Annotated in this window: 20 protein-coding genes and 1 pseudogene; 11 read left to right on the forward strand and 10 right to left on the reverse strand. The window is 72.2% G+C overall.

Annotated elements, in window-relative coordinates:
- Nucleotides 1-22: 22 nt before the first annotated feature.
- From OHA37_RS01300 to OHA37_RS01315, 4 genes are all read right to left on the reverse strand, one after another.
- Entirely contained in the window at nt 23-1,585 is a 1,563-nt protein-coding gene (locus OHA37_RS01300; RefSeq protein WP_266901538.1) for a multicopper oxidase family protein, read from the reverse strand.
- An 81-nt stretch (nt 1,586-1,666) separates the two neighbouring features.
- Nucleotides 1,667-2,236, reverse strand: coding sequence for a 2'-5' RNA ligase family protein (locus OHA37_RS01305; protein WP_266901540.1), 570 nt, complete (start codon nt 2,234-2,236; stop codon nt 1,667-1,669).
- Nucleotides 2,237-2,295: 59 nt separating this feature from the next.
- A complete protein-coding gene (locus OHA37_RS01310) occupies nt 2,296-3,690 on the reverse strand; it encodes a M1 family metallopeptidase (protein WP_266901542.1) in 1,395 nt (464 codons plus the stop codon).
- A 140-nt stretch (nt 3,691-3,830) separates the two neighbouring features.
- Nucleotides 3,831-4,007 carry a hypothetical protein gene (locus OHA37_RS01315; RefSeq protein ID WP_328692922.1) on the reverse strand — a complete coding sequence of 59 codons (177 nt, stop codon included), beginning with the start codon at nt 4,005-4,007 and terminating at the stop codon, nt 3,831-3,833.
- Between the two features lie 18 nt (nt 4,008-4,025).
- Between OHA37_RS01315 and OHA37_RS01320 the strand changes: the two genes are divergently transcribed.
- Entirely contained in the window at nt 4,026-4,490 is a 465-nt protein-coding gene (locus OHA37_RS01320; RefSeq protein ID WP_328694618.1) for an NAD(P)-binding domain-containing protein, read from the forward strand.
- A 28-nt stretch (nt 4,491-4,518) separates the two neighbouring features.
- On the opposite strand, the gene OHA37_RS01325 is transcribed toward OHA37_RS01320, so the two are convergent.
- Nucleotides 4,519-5,175 carry a lysophospholipid acyltransferase family protein gene (locus OHA37_RS01325; protein WP_266901548.1) on the reverse strand — a complete coding sequence of 219 codons (657 nt, stop codon included), beginning with the start codon at nt 5,173-5,175 and terminating at the stop codon, nt 4,519-4,521.
- Nucleotides 5,176-5,364: 189 nt separating this feature from the next.
- Here OHA37_RS01325 and OHA37_RS01330 point away from each other — a divergent pair, with 189 nt between their 5' ends.
- Both OHA37_RS01330 and OHA37_RS01335 read left to right on the forward strand, forming a co-directional pair.
- Entirely contained in the window at nt 5,365-5,802 is a 438-nt protein-coding gene (locus OHA37_RS01330; RefSeq protein WP_443046096.1) for a ribosomal maturation YjgA family protein, read from the forward strand.
- Between the two features lie 93 nt (nt 5,803-5,895).
- Nucleotides 5,896-6,257, forward strand: a pseudogene (locus OHA37_RS01335) (transposase); the annotation flags it as partial.
- Between the two features lie 15 nt (nt 6,258-6,272).
- Here OHA37_RS01335 and OHA37_RS01340 read toward each other — a convergent pair.
- Complete coding sequence (locus OHA37_RS01340; protein WP_266901550.1) at nt 6,273-7,325, reverse strand: aldo/keto reductase; 1,053 nt, start codon at nt 7,323-7,325, stop codon at nt 6,273-6,275.
- A gap of 231 nt (nt 7,326-7,556) precedes the next feature.
- Between OHA37_RS01340 and OHA37_RS01345 the strand changes: the two genes are divergently transcribed.
- Nucleotides 7,557-8,540: an IS481 family transposase gene (locus OHA37_RS01345; protein WP_266901552.1), complete on the forward strand. Its 984-nt coding sequence runs from the start codon at nt 7,557-7,559 to the stop codon at nt 8,538-8,540.
- Here OHA37_RS01345 and OHA37_RS01350 read toward each other — a convergent pair.
- The 3 genes from OHA37_RS01350 to OHA37_RS01360 all read right to left on the reverse strand — a co-directional run bounded on the left by OHA37_RS01350 (nt 8,537) and on the right by OHA37_RS01360 (nt 11,313).
- Nucleotides 8,537-10,120: a serine/threonine-protein kinase gene (locus tag OHA37_RS01350; RefSeq protein ID WP_266901554.1), complete on the reverse strand. Its 1,584-nt coding sequence runs from the start codon at nt 10,118-10,120 to the stop codon at nt 8,537-8,539. The two genes, OHA37_RS01345 and OHA37_RS01350, sit on opposite strands and share 4 nt — an antisense overlap.
- Nucleotides 10,121-10,216: 96 nt before the next feature.
- Nucleotides 10,217-10,933: a DUF4232 domain-containing protein gene (locus tag OHA37_RS01355; protein WP_266901556.1), complete on the reverse strand. Its 717-nt coding sequence runs from the start codon at nt 10,931-10,933 to the stop codon at nt 10,217-10,219.
- A gap of 233 nt (nt 10,934-11,166) precedes the next feature.
- Entirely contained in the window at nt 11,167-11,313 is a 147-nt protein-coding gene (locus OHA37_RS01360; RefSeq protein WP_266901558.1) for a hypothetical protein, read from the reverse strand.
- Between the two features lie 41 nt (nt 11,314-11,354).
- On the opposite strand from OHA37_RS01360, the gene OHA37_RS01365 reads away from it, so the two are divergent.
- From OHA37_RS01365 to OHA37_RS01395, 7 genes are all read left to right on the forward strand, one after another.
- Complete coding sequence (locus OHA37_RS01365; RefSeq protein ID WP_266901560.1) at nt 11,355-11,633, forward strand: hypothetical protein; 279 nt, start codon at nt 11,355-11,357, stop codon at nt 11,631-11,633.
- Between the two features lie 563 nt (nt 11,634-12,196).
- Entirely contained in the window at nt 12,197-13,681 is a 1,485-nt protein-coding gene (locus tag OHA37_RS01370) for an aldehyde dehydrogenase family protein (RefSeq protein ID WP_266901562.1), read from the forward strand.
- A gap of 11 nt (nt 13,682-13,692) precedes the next feature.
- Complete coding sequence (locus OHA37_RS01375; RefSeq protein ID WP_266901564.1) at nt 13,693-15,252, forward strand: GMC family oxidoreductase; 1,560 nt, start codon at nt 13,693-13,695, stop codon at nt 15,250-15,252.
- A complete protein-coding gene (locus OHA37_RS01380; protein WP_266901566.1) occupies nt 15,249-16,328 on the forward strand; it encodes a quaternary amine ABC transporter ATP-binding protein in 1,080 nt (359 codons plus the stop codon). Before OHA37_RS01375 ends, OHA37_RS01380 begins: the two co-directional genes overlap by 4 nt.
- 52 nt (nt 16,329-16,380) lie before the next feature.
- Nucleotides 16,381-18,441: an ABC transporter permease subunit gene (locus tag OHA37_RS01385; protein ID WP_266901568.1), complete on the forward strand. Its 2,061-nt coding sequence runs from the start codon at nt 16,381-16,383 to the stop codon at nt 18,439-18,441.
- 1 nt (nt 18,442) lies between these two features.
- Nucleotides 18,443-19,429 (forward strand): ABC transporter substrate-binding protein, encoded by a 987-nt coding sequence (locus tag OHA37_RS01390; protein ID WP_443046097.1) that lies wholly within the window; start codon nt 18,443-18,445, stop codon nt 19,427-19,429.
- Between the two features lie 376 nt (nt 19,430-19,805).
- Entirely contained in the window at nt 19,806-20,861 is a 1,056-nt protein-coding gene (locus OHA37_RS01395) for a helix-turn-helix domain-containing protein (protein WP_328692928.1), read from the forward strand.
- Here the strand turns inward: OHA37_RS01395 and cynR are convergent.
- Nucleotides 20,846-21,754: a transcriptional regulator CynR gene (gene cynR / locus OHA37_RS01400; protein WP_266901571.1), complete on the reverse strand. Its 909-nt coding sequence runs from the start codon at nt 21,752-21,754 to the stop codon at nt 20,846-20,848. The genes OHA37_RS01395 and cynR overlap by 16 nt on opposite strands.
- Between the last annotated feature and the right edge of the window lie 62 nt (nt 21,755-21,816).

Here is a 21,816-nt window from a genome sequence, read left to right on the forward strand (position 1 = left end):
ACCCGGACTTCTGCACGCACCTCTAGTGCTGGTGTGTGCCGGAGGTGGGCGGGAGTTTGGGGGTGGGTGTCGGTTTGCCCGGGTCCAGGACCGTGAACTGGCCCATCATGCCCTCGTCCTCGTGGTAGAGGAGGTGGCAGTGGTACATGTACGGGGTGTCCGGGTCCGCGGGGCCGTCGAAGCGCAGGGCTATGCGGACCGTCGTACCGGACGGGATGAAGACGGTGTCCTTCGGCCCGCGCAACGGCGGGGGCGGGGCGGAGCCGTTGACGTCGAGTACGCGGAACTGGACGTCGTGGACGTGGAAGTTGTGCGGCATCCCGTCGTTGTTGCGCAGGGTCCAGGTCTCGGCCGTGCCGCGGGTGACCGTCTCGTCCACCCGGGACATGTCCATCTTGCGGCCGTTGATGCCGGACATCTTGAGCTCGAAGAAGCGGCTGCGTACCGAGTCCGCACCGGTGGGGAGCGCCGAGGCGACCAGGGCCTGCGGCAGCTCGGCCGACGGGCGCAGGGTGGGCGCCCCGCGCAGCTGCATCACGTCGAAGGAGTCGTCGCCACCGCCGAAGCGCTGGTTCCAGAAGTCCAGGCCGGCGTCCAGGGGATACGAGCGCAGGACCGTCCGCTCGCCCGGCCGTATTCGTACGACGACCTCCGCGCGCTCGCCCGGCGACAGGCGCAGGCGGTCGGTCGTGTGCGGGGCTTCGAGGAGGCCGCCGTCCGAGGCGATCTGCCGGAATGTGCGGCCGTCGTCGAAGCCGAAGGTGTAGACGCGGGCGGTGGAGGCGTTCAGCAGTCGCAGACGGACCAGTTCGTCCTGGACGGTGACGTACGGGTCCAGGGTGCCGTTGACCATCGTCCGGTCGCCGAGGAAGCCGACGTTGCGCATCAGCTTGTGGCCGTGGTCGAACTTCGCGCCGTCGAAGGACACGTCCTGGACGATGACAGGGATGTCGTCGACCCCGTAGGTCTTGGGCAGGGGCAGGGCCGTCGATTGCGCGTCGTCCAGGAGGAACAGGCCCGCGAGGCCGCGCTGGACGTGCGACTCGGTCGCGCCGTGGGGGTGCGGGTGGTACCAGAGCGTCGAGGCCGGCTGCTCCACCGTCCATTCGGGGGCCCAACTGCCGCCCGCCGGGACCATCTGGTGCGGGCCGCCGTCCATCGCGGCGGGCAGGTGCATGCCGTGCCAGTGGACGCTGGAGGCCTCCGGCAGGGCATTGGCCACCTTCACCCGGACCTTCTCCCCCTTCGCCGCGCGGAGCGTGGGGCCGAGGTGGCTCCCGTTGAAGCCCCAGGTGGGTGTCTTGGCCCCGGGGGTGAACTCGGTCTCCCCCGGCTGCATCCTCAGGTCGAAGACGCGTGTTCCGTCCGCTTCCACGGTGGAGGCGGCGAGGGGCGGCACCGCGAGGGCGTTGCGGAAGTCCACCGCACCGAGGGTCGACACCTTGGCTCCGGTGTAGAGCCAGGTGAAGAGCACCCCTATGACCAGAGCGAAGGTCGCGACCAGCGATCCGAGGATCAGCAGGGCCCGCTTCCAAGGCGACATCCGGCGCTTGCCGCCGGTCCCGTTCTTCCCGTTTCTCCACATGGGAACGACGCTACGGACGGTGCTCGCGCCGGACATCGGGGACCGACCCGGGACCGACCCCGACACCGCCCCCGAGAGGGTTCAGGGGCGGTGTCGGGGTCGGTCTCCGAGTGCGAACGAAGCACGCGTACGCCACTTCGCGCCGTCGTGGACCATGAGCTCGACGGACGAGACGTGGGAGGTGAAGGGGAGCCTGCCGCCGAGGTCGGCCTCGATCTCCTCCAGGACGGCGTCGTCCTGGCCTTGGGCGATGGTCAGGTGCGGCACGATCTCGGCGAACCGGCCGCCGTACGGCGGAGCCTCGGGCCATCGGTCGGCGATCGCCTCCGTGAGCCGGATCAGTGGCGCAGCGGGTTCCGGAACGAGGTACAGGACCTCGGGAAGCCGTCCGCACTTCTCGAACCGCAGGTCGAACGCCGGGTGGCAGCGCAGCACGTCCTCCAGGGCGGCGTGGACCAGCGGATCCAGTCGGCTCTCCTCGAGGAACGGGAAGAGCACGGTGACGTGTGCGGGCACTCCGGCCCGGGCCGAAGGGTCGAGCCGTTCGCGCCACCCGCGGACGACCGGCTCGGCCTCCGGGATCCTGACGACCAGTCCCGTCTGACCGGCCTGGAACGCGCTTCCGCTGCTCTTGCTCTCGTCTGCTGCCATGACACGGCATGGTGCCACCGGAAGATCCCTTCACGCCCGGGGATTTGTGCCGTACGTGGTCAGTGGATCCGGTGTTCCGTCCAGAACGGGGCGAGGTCCTGGGACGTTGCCGCCTGGGCCGCGCGCTTGAAGTCCGCGGTGGTGGAGACGCCCTGCCAGTGGTCGTGGACGTAGTCGCGGAGGACGGCCGTCATCGCCGGGGTGCCCAGGGTGCGTTCCAGGTCGTGCAGGGCGCAGGAGCCGCGCATGTAGACGACTCGTACGAACTCCGAGCGGCGGCCGTCCGCGTAGTAGGCCATGGAGCGGGTGAGGGCGGCCGCGTCGCTGGGCCAGGCGGGTTGGTCCTCCCAGCAGGTGCTGGTGTCGTCGCCGTAGTACGACTGGTTCGCGTACTGGGCGAAGGATTCGTCCAGCCAGGGTGACGTGAACTGGTCGTTGCCGACGATGCCGTAGAACCACTGGTGGGCGATCTCGTGGACGACGGCCGACCCCTCCGGTTCGGTCCACAGCAGGACGAGGCCGGGGAACTCCATGTTGCCGAACTCGTCGAGGTTGTCGCTCATGACGAGGTCGAGCTCGCCGTAGGGGTAGCGCCCGAAGCGCTTGCCGAACTCGTCGACCGAGCCGACGGCGTCCTTCAGGTCCTTGGCGACGCCCTCGGGGGAGGTGACGGCGGTCCAGTAGGCGTTCAGCCGGACTCCGCCCGGCGTGGTCACCATTTTCGACAGGAAGGGACCCGCCGCCCACGCGAAGTCCCGTACCCCGTGCGCGACGCTGGTGCTGACCGTGCGGCCGGGTGCGCCCAGGCGGCGGGTGGTGGTGCCCGTAGCGGGGACGACGAGGGCGGTGGGGTGGTCGAGGACGACGCGGAAGTCGCCGGTCAGGGTGTAGAAGCTCTCGCCGAACCCCACGTCGGGGTCGAGGTGGCGGCCCTGGGCATCGCGTACGGACAGCAGGGGCAGCGCGTTGCCGAGGTAGCGGTGCGCACCGTCCTTGCCGAAGCGGTGGACGCGGTCCGGGACGGTGATGTCCACGTCGAAGGAGATGCTCGTGCGCGCCCCGTACGGGAGCGGCGCGGGCAGGTCGATCTGCAGGGCGGTACAGGCGACGACGAGCGGCCGCGGGGTGCCTCCGGTGACCCGGCCCACCCGGACCGGGGACGGGGCCTCCCGGGTTCCGCAGCCGTCGGCGCCGTTGCCCCACAGCCTGATGTCCACCGAACGCAGTGGGGTTCGGGCGGAGTTGCGGAAGGACACCGTCTGGCGGCCGGTCCAGCGCGAGCCGTCGGCGTTGCCACGGAGCGACACCTCGTAGGAGGGGCGGTCGGGTGTCGCCGTCGTCGGCGTGGCGGACGCGGGGTCCGGAGGGGTCTGGGCCGTGGCCGTCCGGGGGACGCAGAGCAGGACGGAAGCGAGGGCGAGCAGCAGGGCCCGCCGAAACCTGATCGAGGTCATGGCCGGCACGCTAGAACGTCCGTACGCCCGGACGGGCGAGTTCCAGCTCACTCGCCACGGACTCCCCCGGCCCTGGGGCGTCCGTACGGCCAGGGAAGGGCGAGTGAGCACCAACGCGACTTCAGTGCAAGGCCGTTGACCTACCGCCCGGAACGGGCGCCGGCCATCAGGGTTTCCTCGGGGCGGCTGCTCGCGGCGATCCGCTCCTCCCCGGCGAACTCGGGCAGCCGGGCCGAGCGCCGTCCGGCCGGCGCGTGGCCGCGGTGCCCCGCCACGTAGATCCGTTCGTCCAGCCTTGGCGTGCGGCAGCCGGGCACGGCCGCCTCGTGATCACCATGCTCGCCGACCCGGCGGCCCTGCACGCCGTCGCCGAGGAGCTGCTGCCGGCCCTGCGGCCCGGTACCCACTGGATCGACACCCCCACCGTCGACCCCCAGGCCGTACGGGACTTGGCGGCGCGGCTGCCTTCCATGGTGCTGCTGACCGACGCCCCGGTCATGGGCAGCGTGGACCGGGCCGCCTCCGGCGAGCTGTGGGTCGCCGAAGCCCTGCAACTCGGCGCCTCGTTGGGCCTGCCGGAGGCGCTCTTGCGCTCGGAGCCGACCCGCGGGCCGCTGGCCGGTGCGGTGGCCCAGGCCTACGCCGAGGGCTCGCGCTTCCCCGTGGCGCCGGCGGCCAAGGACGTGGCCCTGGCCCGCAGCCACGCCGAACTGCCCGTCCTGGACGCGGTGCACACCACCCTGTCCTCCCGATCCAGACTCGCCGCCCGTGACCTCGCGGCCCTGCGCCCGGCCCTCTGACGGAGCCCGTCGGGGCGGGGATGGCGGCTTACCGCGCGCCGACTCCGGCGAGCCCGGACACCGCGGTCCGCCAGGCCGAGGTGACCGCCCCGTGGGCAGCGGCCGTCGCCTCGCAGAGGCCGTCCGGCAGGAACAGGGGCGCACCCACGTGGACATGCATGCGTGGCCGGCGTACCGGGGCCGTGAGGACTCCGGCGAGTTGTTTGGCCGTCGTCCCGGAGCTGACGCGGCGGGCGCCGGCCTGACCGACGGGGCGGACGGGTGCTCCGGTGGCACGGGCGAGGCGGGCCAGGCCGCTGCGGAAGGGCAGGGGCGCGGCTTCGCCGGAGTCGCGGCGAGCGGGGATCCCGCCTTCCCCGTACATCAGCACGCACCGCCCGGCGGCCAGGGCCGCGGCGGCGTCGGCGAGGGAGTTCGCCGCGCGGGCCGTTCCCCGGTGGACCGGGATGTGCCCTTCGCGGGCTAGAGCGCCGCCGAGCACCGGGACCCGCCACAGCCCGGCCGTGGCCATGATCACCGGGTCGACGCCGAGCCGGCGCAGGGCGGCGACCACGATGACGGGGTCGGCCAGGCTGGTGTGGTTGGCGGCCAGGATGGTCCCGCCGGCGACGGGGCCCGACGCGTCCTCGGAGACGGTCATCCGCCCGAACACCGGGGCCAGGGCGGCGGCGACGTGGCTGATCATGGAATCGAACCTCCGGGGTGTGCGGTCTTCGTACCCCCAGCGTGTCGGCCGCCGTCCGGTCCGGCATGAGTCGCCCTACTCAACCCGCCTGGGTACGAAGCCCACGTACCCCTGCGCTCCCGCTCCGCGAAGGGAGCGGGAGCGGTGGCCGGGGATGACCGGCGGCGGCCGTCTGGCAGGGTGGTCGCCGTGACCATCTACGTGCCTGCGAGTCGTGACCGTGCCGGACCCCGCCGCGCCCGGACCCGTCTCGCGGCAGCCGCTGCGGTGGTGGTGACCGTCGGCGCGGGGCTGGGGCTACGGGCCGTGGCGGCGGGGAGCCTTGCCAAGTACGGCGGAGACGCGCTGTACACCGTACTGATCTTCGCCCTCATCGTGCTGGCCCTGCCGCGGGTGACGGCCCTGCGCGCTGCCGCGGGCGCTCTCGCGGTGAGCTGGACGGTGGAGTTCCTCCAGCTCAGCGGGGTACCGGCGGAGCTCTCCCGGCACAGCACGGTCGCCCGGCTCGTCCTCGGGTCCACCTTCAACCCGCCCGACCTGTTCTGGTACGCGGTCGGCGCGGCCGTCGGCTGGCTCGCCCACACCGCGGTGAGCCTCTGCAGCGCCAGGTCGTCTCTTTCGGCCTAGGCCGCTCCCTCAGGGTGGGCGGCGGACGGCACATGGGAGAAGGTCTTCACCACCCTGCTCGCGCAGGCCGACGCCGGCGGCGATCCGGACTGGGTTGTCGCGGACGGCCGCTGCCGGACACTGGCGTTCGTCATCACGCCGGGCCAGGCTGGCGACGCACCCGCGTTCGCGCAGGTCATGGCTCGGTTAGGGGTGCCCAGGCGGATCGGCCGTCCCAGGGTCACGCCAGATGTGGTCCTGACCGACAAGGCCTATTCGTCGCGGGCGATCCGCGGGCATCTGCGGAGGCGCGGGATCCGGGCAGTGATCCCCCAGCCCGCCGATCAGGCCGCGAACCGCAAACGCCTCGGCCGCCGTGCAGTGGCGCGGTCTGGCCACTCGCTACGACAAGACCGCCACCATCTACCTCACGGGACTTCCACCTCGCCGCCATCTTCATCTGGTCGGCGAGGTGATCCGAAGGAAACGGCCTAGCGCACGTCGGTGGCCGTACGGCGATAGGTGCTGCGCCGGTCCTCGATCGCGTGCCAGCGGTCGCCGTAGATGGTCTTGACCACGGACGGTTCCCGGACGAAGTCGTGCGGGAAGCCGAGCGGTACGGCACTCACCTCGTCGAGGCGCGCGACCGCATCGGCGTCGAGGCGGACGTCGAGGCAGCCGAGGTTGTCGACGAGCTGGCTCTCCTTCGTCGCCGCGATGATCGGAACGACGTTTCCGGGGCGGCCCAGCAGCCAGGCCAGCGCCACTTGGGCGGGGGTCCAACCGCCCTGCTCGGCGATCTCCAGGACCACGCTGATGACCTCTTCCTCCTCCGGGGACGCCTTGACGCCCCAGGAGTCCAGCCGTCCTCCCTCGCCCCGGCGGTACTTGCCGGTGAGCTTGCCGGCGGCGAGCGGCGCCCAGGCCAGCACGGCGAGGTCGAACGCCCGTGCCTGGGGCAGGAGTTCACGTTCCGGGGTCCGCTCCAGCAGGTTGTAGCGCAGCTGCGAACCGGCGAACGCAGACCACCCGCGGAGCTCGGCGAGGGTGTTCGCCTGAGCGATCTCCCAGGCGGGCCAGTCCGAGACGCCCACGTACAGCACCTTGCCGGTGCGTACGAGGTCGTCCAGCGCGCGCATCACTTCCTCGACCGGGGTGAAGTTGTCGCGTGCGTGCACCCAGAGGATGTCGAGGTGGTCGGTGCGCAGCCGCTCCATGCTGGCCTCCACCGAACGCACCAGGTTCTTGCGGTGGTTGCCCGCCGCATTGACGTCGCCGTCACGGGTCCCGCAGGTGTACTTGGTGGCCAGTACGAACTCGTCGCGCCGCCCGTCGAGCAGCTTGCCGAGGATCCGCTCCGAACTGCCGTCGCCGTAGATGTTCGCCGTGTCGATGAAGTTGCCGCCCGCGTCCGCGTACGCGTCGACGATCCGGGCGTTGCTCTTCTGGTCGGCGCCCCAGCTGAGGTCGTCGCCCATGGTCATCGCGCCGAGGCTCAGCTCGCTCACGCGCAGACCGGTCTTTCCGAACAGTGTGTACCGCACGTTCTTCCCCCTTCACGCAGGTCGTGCGGCCGACGCTAAGCGCTGGAGTGCACTTCAACGCAAGCGTTGATCAAGGGGATTGCCGCCGCGGCACCGGACGGCACGATCCGGAAGAGACGGCCTAGCTGTATTGATCACGAGCGTTGTTGACACTGCCGAGGTCTTGAACATGGCGAAGACCTCCGGTGTGGTGGGAGCTGTCTAGGAACCCATTGCACGACGGAGGTCTTCGTGTCCCACCGTAATGCCCGGCTGACCGTCTTCGGTAGGCGCCTGCTGGTCGAACGAGTCCGCTCGGGCCGCCCCGTCGCGCACGTCGCGGCCGAGATGGGTATCTCGCGGGCCACCGCCCACAAGTGGGTCCGCCGATGGCGGACCGAGGGCGAAGCGGGCCTGCACGACCGATCCAGCCGGCCGCGCACAACACCGCACCGCACGACCGCAGCGGTCGAAGCCCGGGTCTGTGACCTGCGCAGAACCCGAAAGCTCGGCCCTGCCCGGATCGGCCCGATCCTGGGGCTGCCCGCCTCGACCGTGCACCGGATCCTGACCCGCCACGGTTTGGGCCGCCTGGCCTGGCTGGACCGGCCCACCGGGCAGCCGATCCGCCGCTACGAACGCGAGCACCCGGGCGAACTCATCCACGTCGACATCAAGAAACTCGGGAACATCCCGGACGGTGGCGGCTGGCGCACGGTCGGCCGGACGGCAGGCGACCGAAACCGCCAGAGCAGCACCACCGAGCGCAGAAGCTCCACGCCAGTGATCGGCTACTCCTACGTCCATTCCGCGGTCGACGACCACTCCCGTCTGGCCTACAGCGAAGTCCTCACCGACGAACGCAAGGAAACCGCCGCCGGGTTCTGGCAACGGGCGAACGTCTTCTTCACCCGCCACGGCATCACCGTCGAACGCGTCCTGACCGACAACGGCTCCTGCTACAAGTCGAAGCTGTTCACCCAGGCCCTGGCCGCGGCCGGCATCGCCCACAAGAAGACCAGGCCCTACCGGCCACAAACCAACGGGAAAGTCGAACGCTTCAACCGCACCCTCCTGGACGAATGGGCCTACCTACGGCCCTACACCTCCAACCAGGAACGGACAGCGGCCCTGGCAGACTTCCTCCACACCTACAACCACCACCGCAGCCACACCGCACTGGGCGGACACCCACCCATCACCCGAGTCAACAACCCTGCGGGTCAATACACCTAGCCGCTGCGGGTCAACGTCTCGGGGGCGCCCGCCGACTGGGCCCCTTCGACCTCCAGCTTCAGGCGGTCCGGTTCCGCCAGGGTCAGTACGTAGAGGTTGCCCCGGGGGCAGTCGAAGGTGGCCGCGGGGTCGGTCGGGTGGGTGGTCACTGCCGCGAAGACGGCCCTGTCCCCGCTCGTCTGCCGGAGTTCCAGCGCCTCCGTGCACCCCAGGTTCCGCCCGGTGGCGGTCTCCGTCACCTCGCTGACCTGCCGGCCCACGAGGTCTCCGACGGAGCCCGCGTTCAGCGTGACCGTGACGGAGAACTCGCCCGTCCTGGCCTGCGAGACTCCGTCCGCGTCGGGTGTCCCGGGACCTGTGCCGGTCCACGTGCCGATCCAGGACCGCGGCATCGCCGACGCCGAAGCGGACGGGGTCGCCGATCCGTTCCCTCCGCCGTCCCCCTTCCCGTCCCCGCGACCACTCCAAGGCATCTTGATCACGAGGGTGGCCGCGACGACGAGAGCGGCGACGCCGACGGCCGCCACCGGCATCCAGGGCACGCGCCGCGGCCCGGAGGGGAGTACGGAGGGCGGCGGCGGTGTCGCCGCGAACGCTGCGGGAGGTGCCACAGGAGGCATGGGCACGGGTACCGGCACCGGTACCGGCACCGGCACCGGCACCGGCTCGGACGCGGCAAGGGTGCGGCGTAGTTCGGCCTCCCGGTGGCTCACCTCCGCCGCCAGCGCGGGTGGGAGCACCCCGCTCCACTGCTCCCCTGCGGCGCCGGTCCCGGCCACCCTGGCCAGTACCTCGTCGGCGGTCGGGCGCCGCCCCGGCTCCTTGGCCAGGCACTCCCCCAGCAGGGAGCGGAGCCCCTCGGGAACGCCGTCGAGGGCGGGCTCGCCGTGCACGATCCGGTAGAGGAGGCCGGCGAGCGAGGGCTCCTCGCCGTCGGCCAGGAACGGGCTGCGGCCGGTGGCCGCGTGGACGAGGACCGCGGCGAGCGAGAACACGTCCGCCGGAGCTTCGGTGACGGCTCCGGTCGCCTGTTCCGGCGCGAGGAAGCCGGGCGTGCCGATGACCGCGCCGGTCCGGGTGTGGCGCGGATCCTGCACGGCGCGCGCGATGCCGAAGTCGATGAGGAAGGGCCGCTCCCGGCCGAGCAGCACGTTGCCGGGCTTGATGTCGCGGTGGACCATGCCCACCGCCCGTACGGCCACGAGGGCGGCGAGGAGTTCCCGCGCCAGGCTCCACAGGGCCGGCTCGGGCAGCGGTCCGTGCCGGTGCACCCATTCGCCCAGGGAGGGCGCGGCGACGTACTCCGTGGCGAGCCATTGCGGGGACGCCCCGGGAGCGCTGAAGTCCACCACGGAGACCGTCCACGGGGAACGTACGCGGTCGTTGGCGCGTATCTCCCGCGCGAAGCGGTCGGCGAACTCGGGATCCCGGCTCAGTTCCCGGTGGACGGTCTTCAGGGCCAGCGGCCGGCCGGACGCCGTACGGGCCAGGAAGACCTCGCCCATCCCGCCCTCGCCGAGCCGTGCCAGCAGGCGGTACCCGCCGATCTCCGGCGGGTCGCCGGGCCGCAGTGATTCCACCGACTCCCCCTGTCAGGACGGCTGTTGTCCGTACGCACGGGGCGCACGGACCAGCCGGTGGAGTCACCTTAGAGGAACGCTCCGGGGGGTGGTTCGTCAGGACACCATGATGAAGCGCAGGGCGAGGGCCTTGTCGGTCGTCCAGTGGGTGACGCGGAGGAAGTCGTTGTAGTACAACGTGTCGACGCCGGGCATGGCGACCTTGATCGGCTCGCCGATCTTGCTGCCGGACGTGCGGTCCTGGAGCTGGACGGTGATGCTCTTCGTCGGCGCCTCGTCCATGGGGCCGTTGAGGACCATCGCGGCGTACGCCACCTTGCCGGGAGCGAGGGTGGCGTACGGGTCCTTGGGCGCGGGGACGAGCTTGATGTCGGGGACCAGCCCGCGGGCTCCCCCGAGCTGGACGTGGGGGTAGTGGTAGACGGCGCAGGTCTTGCTGCCGGTGTTCTCGATGGTGAAGAGGACGTGCCGGACGGACTCGCCCGGGTCGTCCGCGCTCGTGGCGGTGATCGAGACGGTGCCCGCGGTGCAGAGGGCGAGGGCGCCGTCGCCGCCACCACCGGTCTTCGTCGGTGCGGGGCTCGGCGTCGCCGAGGGCGTGTCGTCGGGCTTCTGCGTTTCCCGTGAGGCGCTCGCGCTCGGCGAGGGCGCCTGTGAGGTCGGCGCGGTCGCCGATCCCGAGGGCTTGCCGTTGTCCGGGCCGTCGCCCTCGTTCGGCGAACACGCCGTGGACGCGAGCAGCGCGGCGGCCGTCGCCGCCCCGAGGACGTGGGCCTTCCAGTTCCTGTGGCTGGTGCGAGCAGAAATGTTCATGGTGCATCCCCCGTTGCCGGCCCTGTGCGGCCGCTGTCGACCCTCGATTATGAGCGCAGACGGCGCGCACCGATCGGCCGCTGCGCCGCGGTCCGGGTGTCGACGTATTGGCCGCCCGGCCTGCACTAACGGGTTGCCCTTGTCCTCGGCATCTCATACCCCTGTTACCGACTGGGGACAAGGAAGGGATCGTTCCGTCAGGGGGCCGGACGGCCGCGGGGCAGCTACCGCTGTCAGCCGGTGGGCTGGGAGAGCACATCGCGTGCCGTGCGCGGTTCCCGGCCCAGGAGCTCGCCGAGCAGGGGGTCGACGCCGGCGAAGCCGTCCTGCCGTGCGTTGCGGTAGAAGCCGAGGAGGAAGCCCGCCATCCGCTCGTCCACGCCCCGGGCGACCCCGCCTCGCCCGGGCCGGGCTCCTGCGCGTGCCCGAGCGGCGCGCCGGTGACCTCATCCGGTCGGCCGGTACGGGCACCGTGTTCACCCTCATCGGCCAACCCGAGGGCGAACGCGACATGACCCTCGCCGACCTCGCCCGGGAGGCGGTCTGCACGGCCATCCTGGCCGGCGCACCCGCCGCGGCACCGGCCGGTCCGGTCGCCGCCGCCGTCACCCTGCGCGCCGCCCTGCCCGAGCTCACGGAGCTCACCCCCAACGAACGCGCACTCCTCGGCGACTGGCTGGACCGCGTCTCCGGCCGGTAGGAGCCGCACCGCCCCCTGCGACGTACGCCCTCTACCTCCAGGCCGTGCGGCGAAACCCCTGACGGCTACGCTCCGTACATCCCCCTGCACCCGGACATCCCGTTGCGCCCGGCCCGAGAGCCCCGCCCCGGCGCAACGATCTCCGCGCGGGACGCGGCACCCGGCCCCGGTGACCTCGGTCCGCACGGCTCCGCCGCGGCGCACGACGTCCAGCAGCCCTCGATCGCGCAAGGCGCAGGCGGACAGCCGTTCGGCCGACGCCATGCCAGCTGCTCGCCGGCATCCAGCGGCCGCCGAAGCCCCCGCCGGTGGTCGTTCGACGGGGAGCAGCGGTGTGTGTACTCACCACACGCTTCACCGGCCGCATCCCCCGCAGCCGTACCGGCGCCCATCGTGGCGCCCGATATACCCCGAGCCATCCCACACCTCCCCGGAGTGACCGGGAGTGATGCCCGTCACTTCCAGTGACGGATGGGACATAGCTTCCATGAACCGGGGCAACCGGGAACGAGCAACGCCCCCGCGGGTAAGTCGCGGTGGCGGAATCGGAGGTACAACAAGTCGTGTCCGAGCAGACGACCATCCACATCGCCGGGACCTGGCGTTCCGCGGTATCAGGAGCCACCCGAGAGGTCCTCGACCCGGCGGATGCCACGGTCCTCGCCGTCGTCGCCGAGGGCGGCACCGCGGACACCGACGCGGCCGTCAGCGCCGCCCGCGCGGCCTTCGACGGCGGGGAGTGGCCCCAGACCCCCGTCCTGGAGCGCGCCGCCCTGCTGCGCCGCACCGCCGACCTGCTCCACCGCGACCGCGAAAGCCTCGGGCTGCTGGAGAGCCGCGACGCGGGCAAGACCCTGGAAGAGGGCCGCGTGGACGTGGACTGCGTCGCCGACGCCTTCCGCTACTTCGCCGACCTCGTCGCCGGAGAGAGCGCGGGCCGCGTGATCGACGCCGGCACCCCCGACGTCCACAGCGTCGTCGTCCACGAGCCCGTCGGGGTCTGCGCCCTGATCACCCCGTGGAACTACCCCCTCCTCCAGGCCTCCTGGAAGATCGCTCCCGCCCTCGCCGCGGGCAACACCTTCGTGCTCAAGCCCAGCGAGATCACCCCGCTGTCCACGGTCGCCCTCATCGGCCTGCTGGTGGAGGCAGGTCTCCCGGCCGGCGTCGCGAACCTGGTCACCGGCCCCGGCGACCCCGTCGGCGCGCGCCTCGCCGCCCACCCCGACGTCGACCTCGTCTCCTTCACCGGCGGTCTCACCAGCGGTACGAAGGTGATGCGTGCGGCCGCAGACTCCGTCAAGAAGGTCGCACTCGAACTCGGCGGCAAGAACCCCAACGTCGTCTTCGCCGACGCCTGCGCCACCGAGGAAGGCTTCGACACCGCCGTCGACCAGGCCCTCAACGCCGCCTTCATGCACAGCGGCCAGGTCTGCTCCGCCGGCTCCCGGCTCATCGTCGAGGAGAGCGTCGCCGAGCGCTTCGTCGCCGAACTCGCCCGCCGGGCCGACCGGATCCGCCTCGGCCGCGGCACCGACCCGGGCGTGGAATGCGGGCCGCTGGTGTCCGCCGCCCAACGCGAACGCACCGAGGAGTACGTGGCCTCCGCCCTCGCCGAGGGAGCCGTACTGCGCTCCGGGGGCGAACGCCCCGACGGGCCCGGCTACTTCTACCGGCCGACGGTCCTGGACCGCTGCCACCGCGGGATGCGCGTCGTACGGGAGGAGGTCTTCGGGCCGGTCCTGACCGTCGAGACCTTCCGTACCGAGGCCGAAGCCGTCGCGCTCGCCAACGACACCGAGTACGGGCTCGCCGGCGCGGTGTGGACCTCCGACCCGGGCCGCGGGCGCCGCGTGGCCGGCCGGCTGCGCCACGGCACCGTCTGGATCAACGACTTCCACCCCTACCTCCCGCAGGCGGAGTGGGGCGGCTTCGGCAAGTCCGGCATCGGACGCGAACTGGGCCCGTCGGGACTGGCCGAGTACCGCGAGTCGAAGCACGTGTACCAGAACCTCGCCCCGCGCCCCGTGCGCTGGTTCGCGGGATGAAGGAGGAGAGCATGACCACCCCCACGCACAGCACCACCCCCACGGAGCAGGAGTACGACTACGTCGTCGTCGGCGGCGGCACCGCCGGCTCCGTGATCGCCTCCCGCCTCACCGAGGACCCGGCCGTCACCGTCGCCGTCATCGAGGGCGGTCCCAGCGACGTCGACCGCCCCGAAGTCCTCACCCTGCGCCGCTGGATGGGCCTGCTCGGCGGCGAGCTCGACTACGACTACCCCACCACCGAGCAGCCCCGCGGCAACTCGCACATCCGCCACAGCCGCGCCCGCGTCCTCGGCGGCTGCTCCTCGCACAACACTCTGATCGCCTTCAAGCCGCTCCCGTCCGACTGGGACGAGTGGGCGGAGTCCGGAGCCGAGGGCTGGCACGCGGCCGCCATGGACCCGTACTTCGACAGGCTCCTCAACAACATCGTCCCGGTCGACGAGAAGGACCGCAACGCCATCGCGCGCGACTTCGTCGACTCCGCGCAGAGCGCCCTGGGCGTCCCGCGCGTCGAGGGCTTCAACCGCAAGCCCTTCCACGAGGGCGCCGGCTTCTTCGACCTCGCGTACCACCCCGAGGGCAACAAGCGCTCCTCCGCGTCGGTGGCCTACCTCCACCCCGTCATGGACGAGCGCCCCAACCTGACGATCCTCCTGGAGACCTGGGCCCACCGCCTGGAACTCGACGGCACCCGGGCGCGCGGGGTCCGCGTACGTGCCTCGGACGGTACGGAGTCGCTGGTCACCGCACGCCGCGAGGTACTGGTGTGCGCCGGCGCAGTGGACACCCCCCGGCTGCTGCTGCACTCGGGCATCGGCCCGCGCGCGGACCTGGAAGCCCTTGGCATCCCCCCGGTGCACGACCTGCCCGGCGTGGGGGAGAACCTGCTCGACCACCCCGAGTCGGTGATCGTCTGGGAGACCGACGGCCCGATACCGGAGAACTCCGCGATGGACAGCGACGCGGGGCTGTTCGTCCGGCGCGACCCCGAATCCGCCGGACCCGACCTGATGTTCCACTTCTACCAGGTCCCCTTCACCGACAACCCCGAGCGCATCGGCTACGAACGGCCCGCGCACGGCGTGTCGATGACCCCCAACATCCCCAAGCCCCGCAGCCGCGGCCGCCTCTACCTGACCAGCGCGGACCCCGAGGTGAAACCGGCCCTGGACTTCCGCTACTTCACGGACGAGGACGACTACGACGGCCGGACCCTGGTGGACGGCATCAAGCTCGCCCGCGAGATAGCCGCGACCCAGCCGCTCGCCGGCTGGCTCAAGCGAGAAGTGTGCCCCGGCCCGGAGATCACCGGCGACGAGGAGCTGAGCGCCTACGCCCGCTCCGTCGCGCACACCGTCTACCACCCGGCCGGCACCTGCCGGATGGGCGCCGCCGACGACCCCGGCGCCGTCGTGGACCCGGACCTGAAGATCCGCGGGCTCGAAGGCATCCGCATCGCGGACGCCTCCGTCTTCCCCACGATGCCCGCGGTCAACCCGATGATCGGAGTGCTCATGGTCGGCGAAAAGGCAGCCGAACTGCTGGCCCGCGAAGGCGGTACCCGGTGAACACGACCCCTGCCACCCCCGCCGCACCCCCCGTCTTCGCCGTGGACGGCCTGTGGAAGGTCTTCGGCCCCGAGAAGGCTGCCGCGAAGGTCCCCGGCTCCGCCGACGCCGACCTGTCCGCCGCCGAACTGCGCGAGCGCACCGGCTGCACCGCCGCCGTCCGCGACGTCACCTTCGACGTCCGCAAGGGCGAGGTCTTCGTCGTGATGGGCCTGTCGGGCTCCGGCAAGTCCACCCTCGTACGCTGCCTCACCCGGCTCATCGAACCCACCGCCGGAAGCCTCGCCATCGACGGCGAGGACGTCCTCGCCATGGACGCCACCCGGCTGCGCGCCCTGCGCCGCCACCGCGCCGCCATGGTGTTCCAGCACTTCGGCCTGCTCCCGCACCGCACCGTCCTCGACAACGTGGCGTACGGACTGGAGATCCAGGGCGTCGGCCGCGGCGACCGCCGGGACAAGGCCGCCGAACTCGTCGCCAAGGTCGGCCTCGAAGGACTCGAGGAGCGCCGCCCCGCCCAGCTCTCCGGCGGCCAGCAGCAGCGCGTCGGCCTGGCCCGCGCCCTCGCGGCCGACCCCGAAGTGCTCCTGTTCGACGAGCCGTTCAGCGCGCTCGACCCCCTCATCCGCCGGGAGATGCAGGAGGAGGTCACCCGGCTCCACCACGAAGAGGGCCGCACCATGGTCTTCATCACCCACGACCTCACCGAGGCCCTGCGCCTGGGCGACCGGATCGCGCTGATGCGCGACGGCCGCATCGTGCAGCTCGGCACGCCCGAGGAGATCGTCGGCTCGCCCGCCGACGACTACGTACGGGACTTCGTCCGCGACGTCCCCCGCGAACAGGTGCTCACCGTCCGCACCGCGATGCGCCCCGCCACTGCCGGCGAGGCCGAACAGGGACCCGCGCTCCACCCCGCCACCACCGTGGTCGAGGCCATCCAGGCCGTCGCCCGCAGCGGCGGCCCGGCCCGCGTCGTCGACCGCGGCCGCTGCCTGGGCGTCGTCGACGACGCGGGGCTGCTCGCCGTCGTCGCCGGACTCCCCGCCGCCACCGGACGGGGGGTGGCGGCATGACCCGCCCCACCCCTTGCACGGCCACCGTCCCCGATGCCCGGAGGTGGTGCGCATGACCGCGACCCCGACCCACACCCCGACCGACGCCCGCGCCGACGCCCCTTCGGAAGCCCCGCAGTCCGCCGAACGGCCCGCCGGCCCGCGTCACTCGCGTACCACGTCCGCGCAGCAGGACCGCCCCCGCAGAGCCCTGCCCGGCCGCGCCGGGCGTCGCGGAGTCCTCCTCCCGATGGGCGTCGCCGTCGCCCTGCTGATCCCGCTCGCCGTGGTCTTCCCGGGCGCCGGCAGCTGGCCCGCGGCCCTGGCCGTCGACCTGTCCGGCCCGCTCGGCCGCGCCGGCGACTGGATCATCGACCACCGCGACAACCACCCTGTGTTCCTCTACTTCTTCGGCCACATCAGCAACGCCGTCGTGGTGTCCGTCCGCGCCGTGTACGTGCTCCTGCTCGCCGCCGGCTGGACCGGGGTCACCGCCCTGGCCGCCCTGGTCGCCTGGCGCCTCGCCGGCATCCGGCTCGCCCTGACCTGTGCCGCCGCCTTCGCCGCCTGCGGACTGCTCGGCATGTGGGTGCCGACCATGCAGACCCTCGCGCTGATGGCCGTCGCCGTCGCCGCCTCCGTCGTACTGGGCGCCCTGCTGGGCCTCGCCGCGGGGCTCTCCCCGCGCGCCGACCGCGCCCTGCGCCCCGTACTCGACACCATGCAGATCCTGCCGGCCTTCGCGTACCTGCTGCCGATGGTGCTGGTCTTCGGCATCGGCGTGCCCGCCGCCGTCCTCGCCACCGTGGTCTACGCCGCGCCGCCCATGGCCCGCCTCACCGCCCTCGGCCTGCGCGAGGCCGACGCGGGAGTCATGGAAGCCGCCGCCTCGCTCGGCGCCACCGGACGCCAGCGACTGCTGACCGCCCGCCTTCCGCTCGCGCGCCGACAGCTCCTGCTCGGCGTCAACCAGGCCATCATGACCGGCCTGTCCATGGCCGTCATCGCCTCCGTGATCGGCGCGGGCGGCCTCGGCGACCGCGTCTACCAGGCCCTCGCCTCCGTGGACGTCGGAGCCGCCCTGGCCGCGGGCATCCCGATCGTGCTGCTCGCCGTGGTGCTGGACCGCACCGCCGACGCCGCGGGCCGCCGGATCGGCGCCACCGTGCCCGTCGGCGAACAGGGCCTGCTGCGCCGGGTGTTCTCGGGCTGGTACGGCCTCCTCCTCACCCTCCTCGCGGCGGTCGCCGCCGCCGTGGCCGGGCGCATCGCCGGCAGCACCCTGTGGCCCGAGTCCTGGACCGTCTCCCTCGCCGCTCCGGTGAACTCGGCCGTCGCCTGGATGACCGACCACCTCTACTCCGGCGTGCCCGTCGTCGGCGGCACCGCCGACTGGGCCGCCCGCTTCACCGGCTGGATCCTCGACCCGCTGCGCAGCGGACTGCAGGCCGCCCCCTGGTGGCTGCTCCTGCTCGTGGCCGCCGCTCTCGCCCTGCTCGCGGGCACCTGGCGCACCGCACTCACCGCGGTCCTCGCCCTGGGCGCCGTCGGAGTGCTCGGCGTGTGGGAATCCTCCCTGGACACGCTCTCCCAGGTCCTGGCCGCCGTGGCGGTCACCCTCGTACTGGGCTTCGCGATCGCCGTCGGAGCCGCCCGCAGCGCCCGCGCCGAGCGGCTGCTGCGGCCCGTACTCGACGTGTGCCAGACCCTGCCGCAGTTCGTCTACCTCATCCCCGTGGTCGCGCTGTTCGGCGTCGGCCGCGCACCGGCCGCCGCGGCCGCCGTCGTGTACGCGCTGCCGGCCGTCGTCCGGATCACCGTCCAGGGCCTGCGCGAGGTGGACCCGACCGTCGTCGAATCCGCACGCTCGCTCGGCGCGACCCGCTCGCAGCTGCTCCGGCAGGTCCAACTGCCCCTGGCCCGGCCGGCGCTGCTGCTGGCCGTCAACCAGGCCGTGGTCCTGGTCCTCGCCGTCGTCATCATCGGCGGCCTCGTCGGCGGCGGCGCGCTCGGCTACGACGTCGTCCTCGGCCTCGCCCAGGGCGACCTGGCCACCGGCCTGGTGGCCGGCGCCGCGATCGTCTGCCTCGGCCTGCTCCTCGACCGCGTCACCCAGCCCGTGAAGGAGGCCTGACATGCGCGACACAACCCCCCGGCGCACCCTGCGCGGCCGACGCGGCGCGGCCGTCCTGGCCGCCGCGACCGGACTCGCCGTCCTCACCGGCTGCGGGGCCGCCGACATGACCCGCCAGTCATCCCCGTACGCCGCCGCACAGGGCGCGAAGACCGTCACCCTCTCCGTCCAGTCGTGGGTCGGCGCCCAGGCGAACACCGCCGTCGCCTCCTACCTCCTCGAACACGAGCTGGGCTACCGCGTGGACACCGTCCAGGTCGACGAAGTCCCCGCCTGGGACGCCCTCAGCCAGGGCCGCGTCGACGCGATCCTGGAGGACTGGGGCCACCCCGAGCAGGAGAAGCGGTACGTAGAGGGCAAGAAGACCATCACCCCCGGCGGGGACCTCGGCGTGACGGGCCACATCGGCTGGTTCGTCCCCACGTACTTCGCCGAGGCCCATCCCGACGTCACCGACTGGAAGAACCTCGACAAGTACGCCGACCAGCTGCGCACCCCCGAGAGCCGTGGCAAGGGCCAGCTGATGGACGGCTCCCCGTCCTACGTCACGAACGACAAGGCACTGGTGAAGAACCTGGGCCTGGACTTCGAAGTCGTCTTCGCCGGCTCCGAGGCGGCCCAGATCACCCAGATCAAGCAGTTCGCCAAGGAGCACAAGCCCTTCCTGACGTACTGGTACGAGCCGCAGTGGCTCTTCGAGCGTGTCCCGATGACCGAGGTGAAGCTCCCCGAGTACACCGAGGGCTGCGCGGACGATCCGCAGAAGGTGGCCTGCGCCTACCCGAACACACCGCTGCAGAAGTACCTGAACACGCGCTTCGCGGAGTCGGGCGGAAAGGCGGCCGACCTTCTGAAGAAGTTCCACTGGACCAAGGCGCAGCAGAACGAGGTGTCCCTGATGATCGCCGAGGAGAAGCTGTCGCCGCAGCAGGCGGCGAAGAAGTGGGTGGAGCGCAACGAGAACGTGTGGAAGCCCTGGGTGGAGTGACCGACCCCGCGCCCTCCCCGGCGGCGGCGATCGCCGTCCCGTCGGACGGGACCACCGCGAACACCTCGATTCCCCCGGCATCCGGTGGCGTTGCCCCGCGCCCCGGGCGCGGGGCCCCGGAGCCGGCCGCGTGCGGCGGGACCGCGAGCCCCCCACCCCCGTGGGGGGACTCCGCTCCGTCCGTGCGGTCCGTGCGACTCCGTACCGTGCGGGAACGATCGCCACACTACGGCCCGGCAGTTCACCTCCCCAGGGCCGCACGCGCCAGCAAGGGGACCGGCCGCGCCACGGGGGACACTGCACGCCATGTTGGGGACCGCAGGCCCCTAACCCCCGCGGTGACCTGGTAATTCACCCTGGACTATGCTCTGCCGCTGTGGTCTCGCACGCACTTCAGGGGACAACCTCCTCCGCCCTCGCCCGTCTCAGCGTCAACGTCGCGCGGCTGGTCGGCATAGGCCCTCACGGGTACGCCCACTTGCCGGGCATGGCGCCCCAGCACCTCAACGACGACCTGTTCCGCACTCCCGCGGCGACGGCCATCCGGATCGCGGAGCTCACGACGGTCCACGCCCCCTGGACCGAGATGTCCGTGCTGCTGGCGCGGGAGTCGAGCGTGGGCGCCCTCGGGGTCTGGGACTACCTGATCACCTCCGCGCCCACTCCGCTCGAAGGGATCCGGGACGCCGCGGCCCACTTCGACTCCGTCGCCGACCCCCTGACGGACGGCATGCGGATCACCGAGGACGGCGAACGCGTCACCATCAGCCACGTCAATCGGGCCGACATAGCCCACGAGGCGGCCTGCGGCATCCGCGGCTACGCCCTCGGTCTGTACCGGCGCCGGCTCGGCGAGGCCGCGGGGCGGTGCCTCGTTCCCCTGCACGCCACCCTGGCCGCCAAGGCGCCGCCGCGCCACGACGCCCTGATCGAGCTCTACGGCACCCGGAACATCGAGTTCGAGGCCCCGGCCAGTTCGATCACCTTCCTCGCCGCCGACCTGAGCGCCCCCGCGCCGTACGCCCAGCCCGGGCTGTCGGCCGTGCTCCGCCGGCACGCCGAGCAGGCCCTCGCCAGCACGATCCCGCTGCACGACTGGCTGGATCTGTTCCGTACCGCCCTCGCCTCCGCCCACGACGAGGGTGCGCCGACGCTGTCCTCGGTGGCGCGGCGCATGACCATCAGCGCGCGGACCCTCCAGCGCCGGCTCGAAGAACACGGCACGACGTGGAGCGAGGAGGTCGAGTCCGTGCGCCGGGACCACATCGCCCGGCTGCTCCACGACACCGACCTCAGCGTCGACTCGATCGCGGCCCGGAGCGGCTACGCCGACGCCCGTGCTCTGCGCCGGGCCGTCAAGCGCTGGTACGGCACCACACCCGCCGCCCTGCGCCGCGCCGGACGCGGCGAGCACGATCAGGCCGGGGCGTAACCGCGGGACCGGGCGTGGTCGTGGGCGAGCCGGGTGAAGGCGCCCGCGGCGGCGCTGCGGTAGGCGTTGTCGCGCCCGAGGAGGGCGACCGTGCGGGTGGGCAGGGCCGGTTCGAGGGGGACGGGGACGAGGTGGGGGTGGTCCTCCGTGACCGCGTCGGGCAGGACGGTCGCAAGGTCGGTGCGCCGGACGATCTCGGTGAGGGTCTGGACCGAATTGGCCTCCACCGCGATGCGCGGTCGCACCCGGTGGCCGGCCAGGTAGGCGTCGATATGACCCCTGGTGGCGAAATCGCCACTGAGCAGAGCTAGTTGACGGTTCGCCATGTCTCTTACGCTCAGGGGTTGTTGCGGACCATCGGCAGTCGGGTGGGCGGCGGTGACGAGGCTGAGGGTCTCGGCGTACAGCGGGGTCGCGGTGATGCCGGGCAGGTGCGGGCCGTCGAAGGCGATCCCCAGGTCGAGTTCGTCGGCGAGCAGGCCGGCTTCGATGCGGTCCTGGGCCATGTCCTTGACGTCCAGGGTGATGCCGGGGTGGCGGGCATGGAACTCCGCGGCCAGCGGCCCGACCAGGTAGGCGGTGAACGTCGGTGTCACGGCCAGCCGGAGGTGGCCGCGCGAAAGGTCGGCGACGTCGTGGACGGCGCGTTCGGCGGCGGCGAGGTCGCGCAGGGCCCGGCGGGCGTGGTGGACGTAGGTTTCGCCGGCATCGGTGAGGCGGACTCCGCCGCGGCCGGTGCGGTCCAGGAGCTGGACGCCGACGGTGCCTTCGAGCTGCTTGATCTGCTGGGACAGGGTCGGCTGGGAGATGCGCAGTTCTTCGGCGGCGCGGGTGAAGCTGGCGTGTTCGGCGACGGCGAGCAGGTAGCGCAGGTGACGGAGTTCCAGGGCCATGGAGTCGAGTATAGATCCCATCTATGAGTGACATGGGTAATGCGTCTTGGACGCTATAGGTG

This window comes from Streptomyces sp. NBC_00335, assembly GCF_036127095.1.
Lineage (GTDB): Bacteria > Actinomycetota > Actinomycetes > Streptomycetales > Streptomycetaceae > Streptomyces.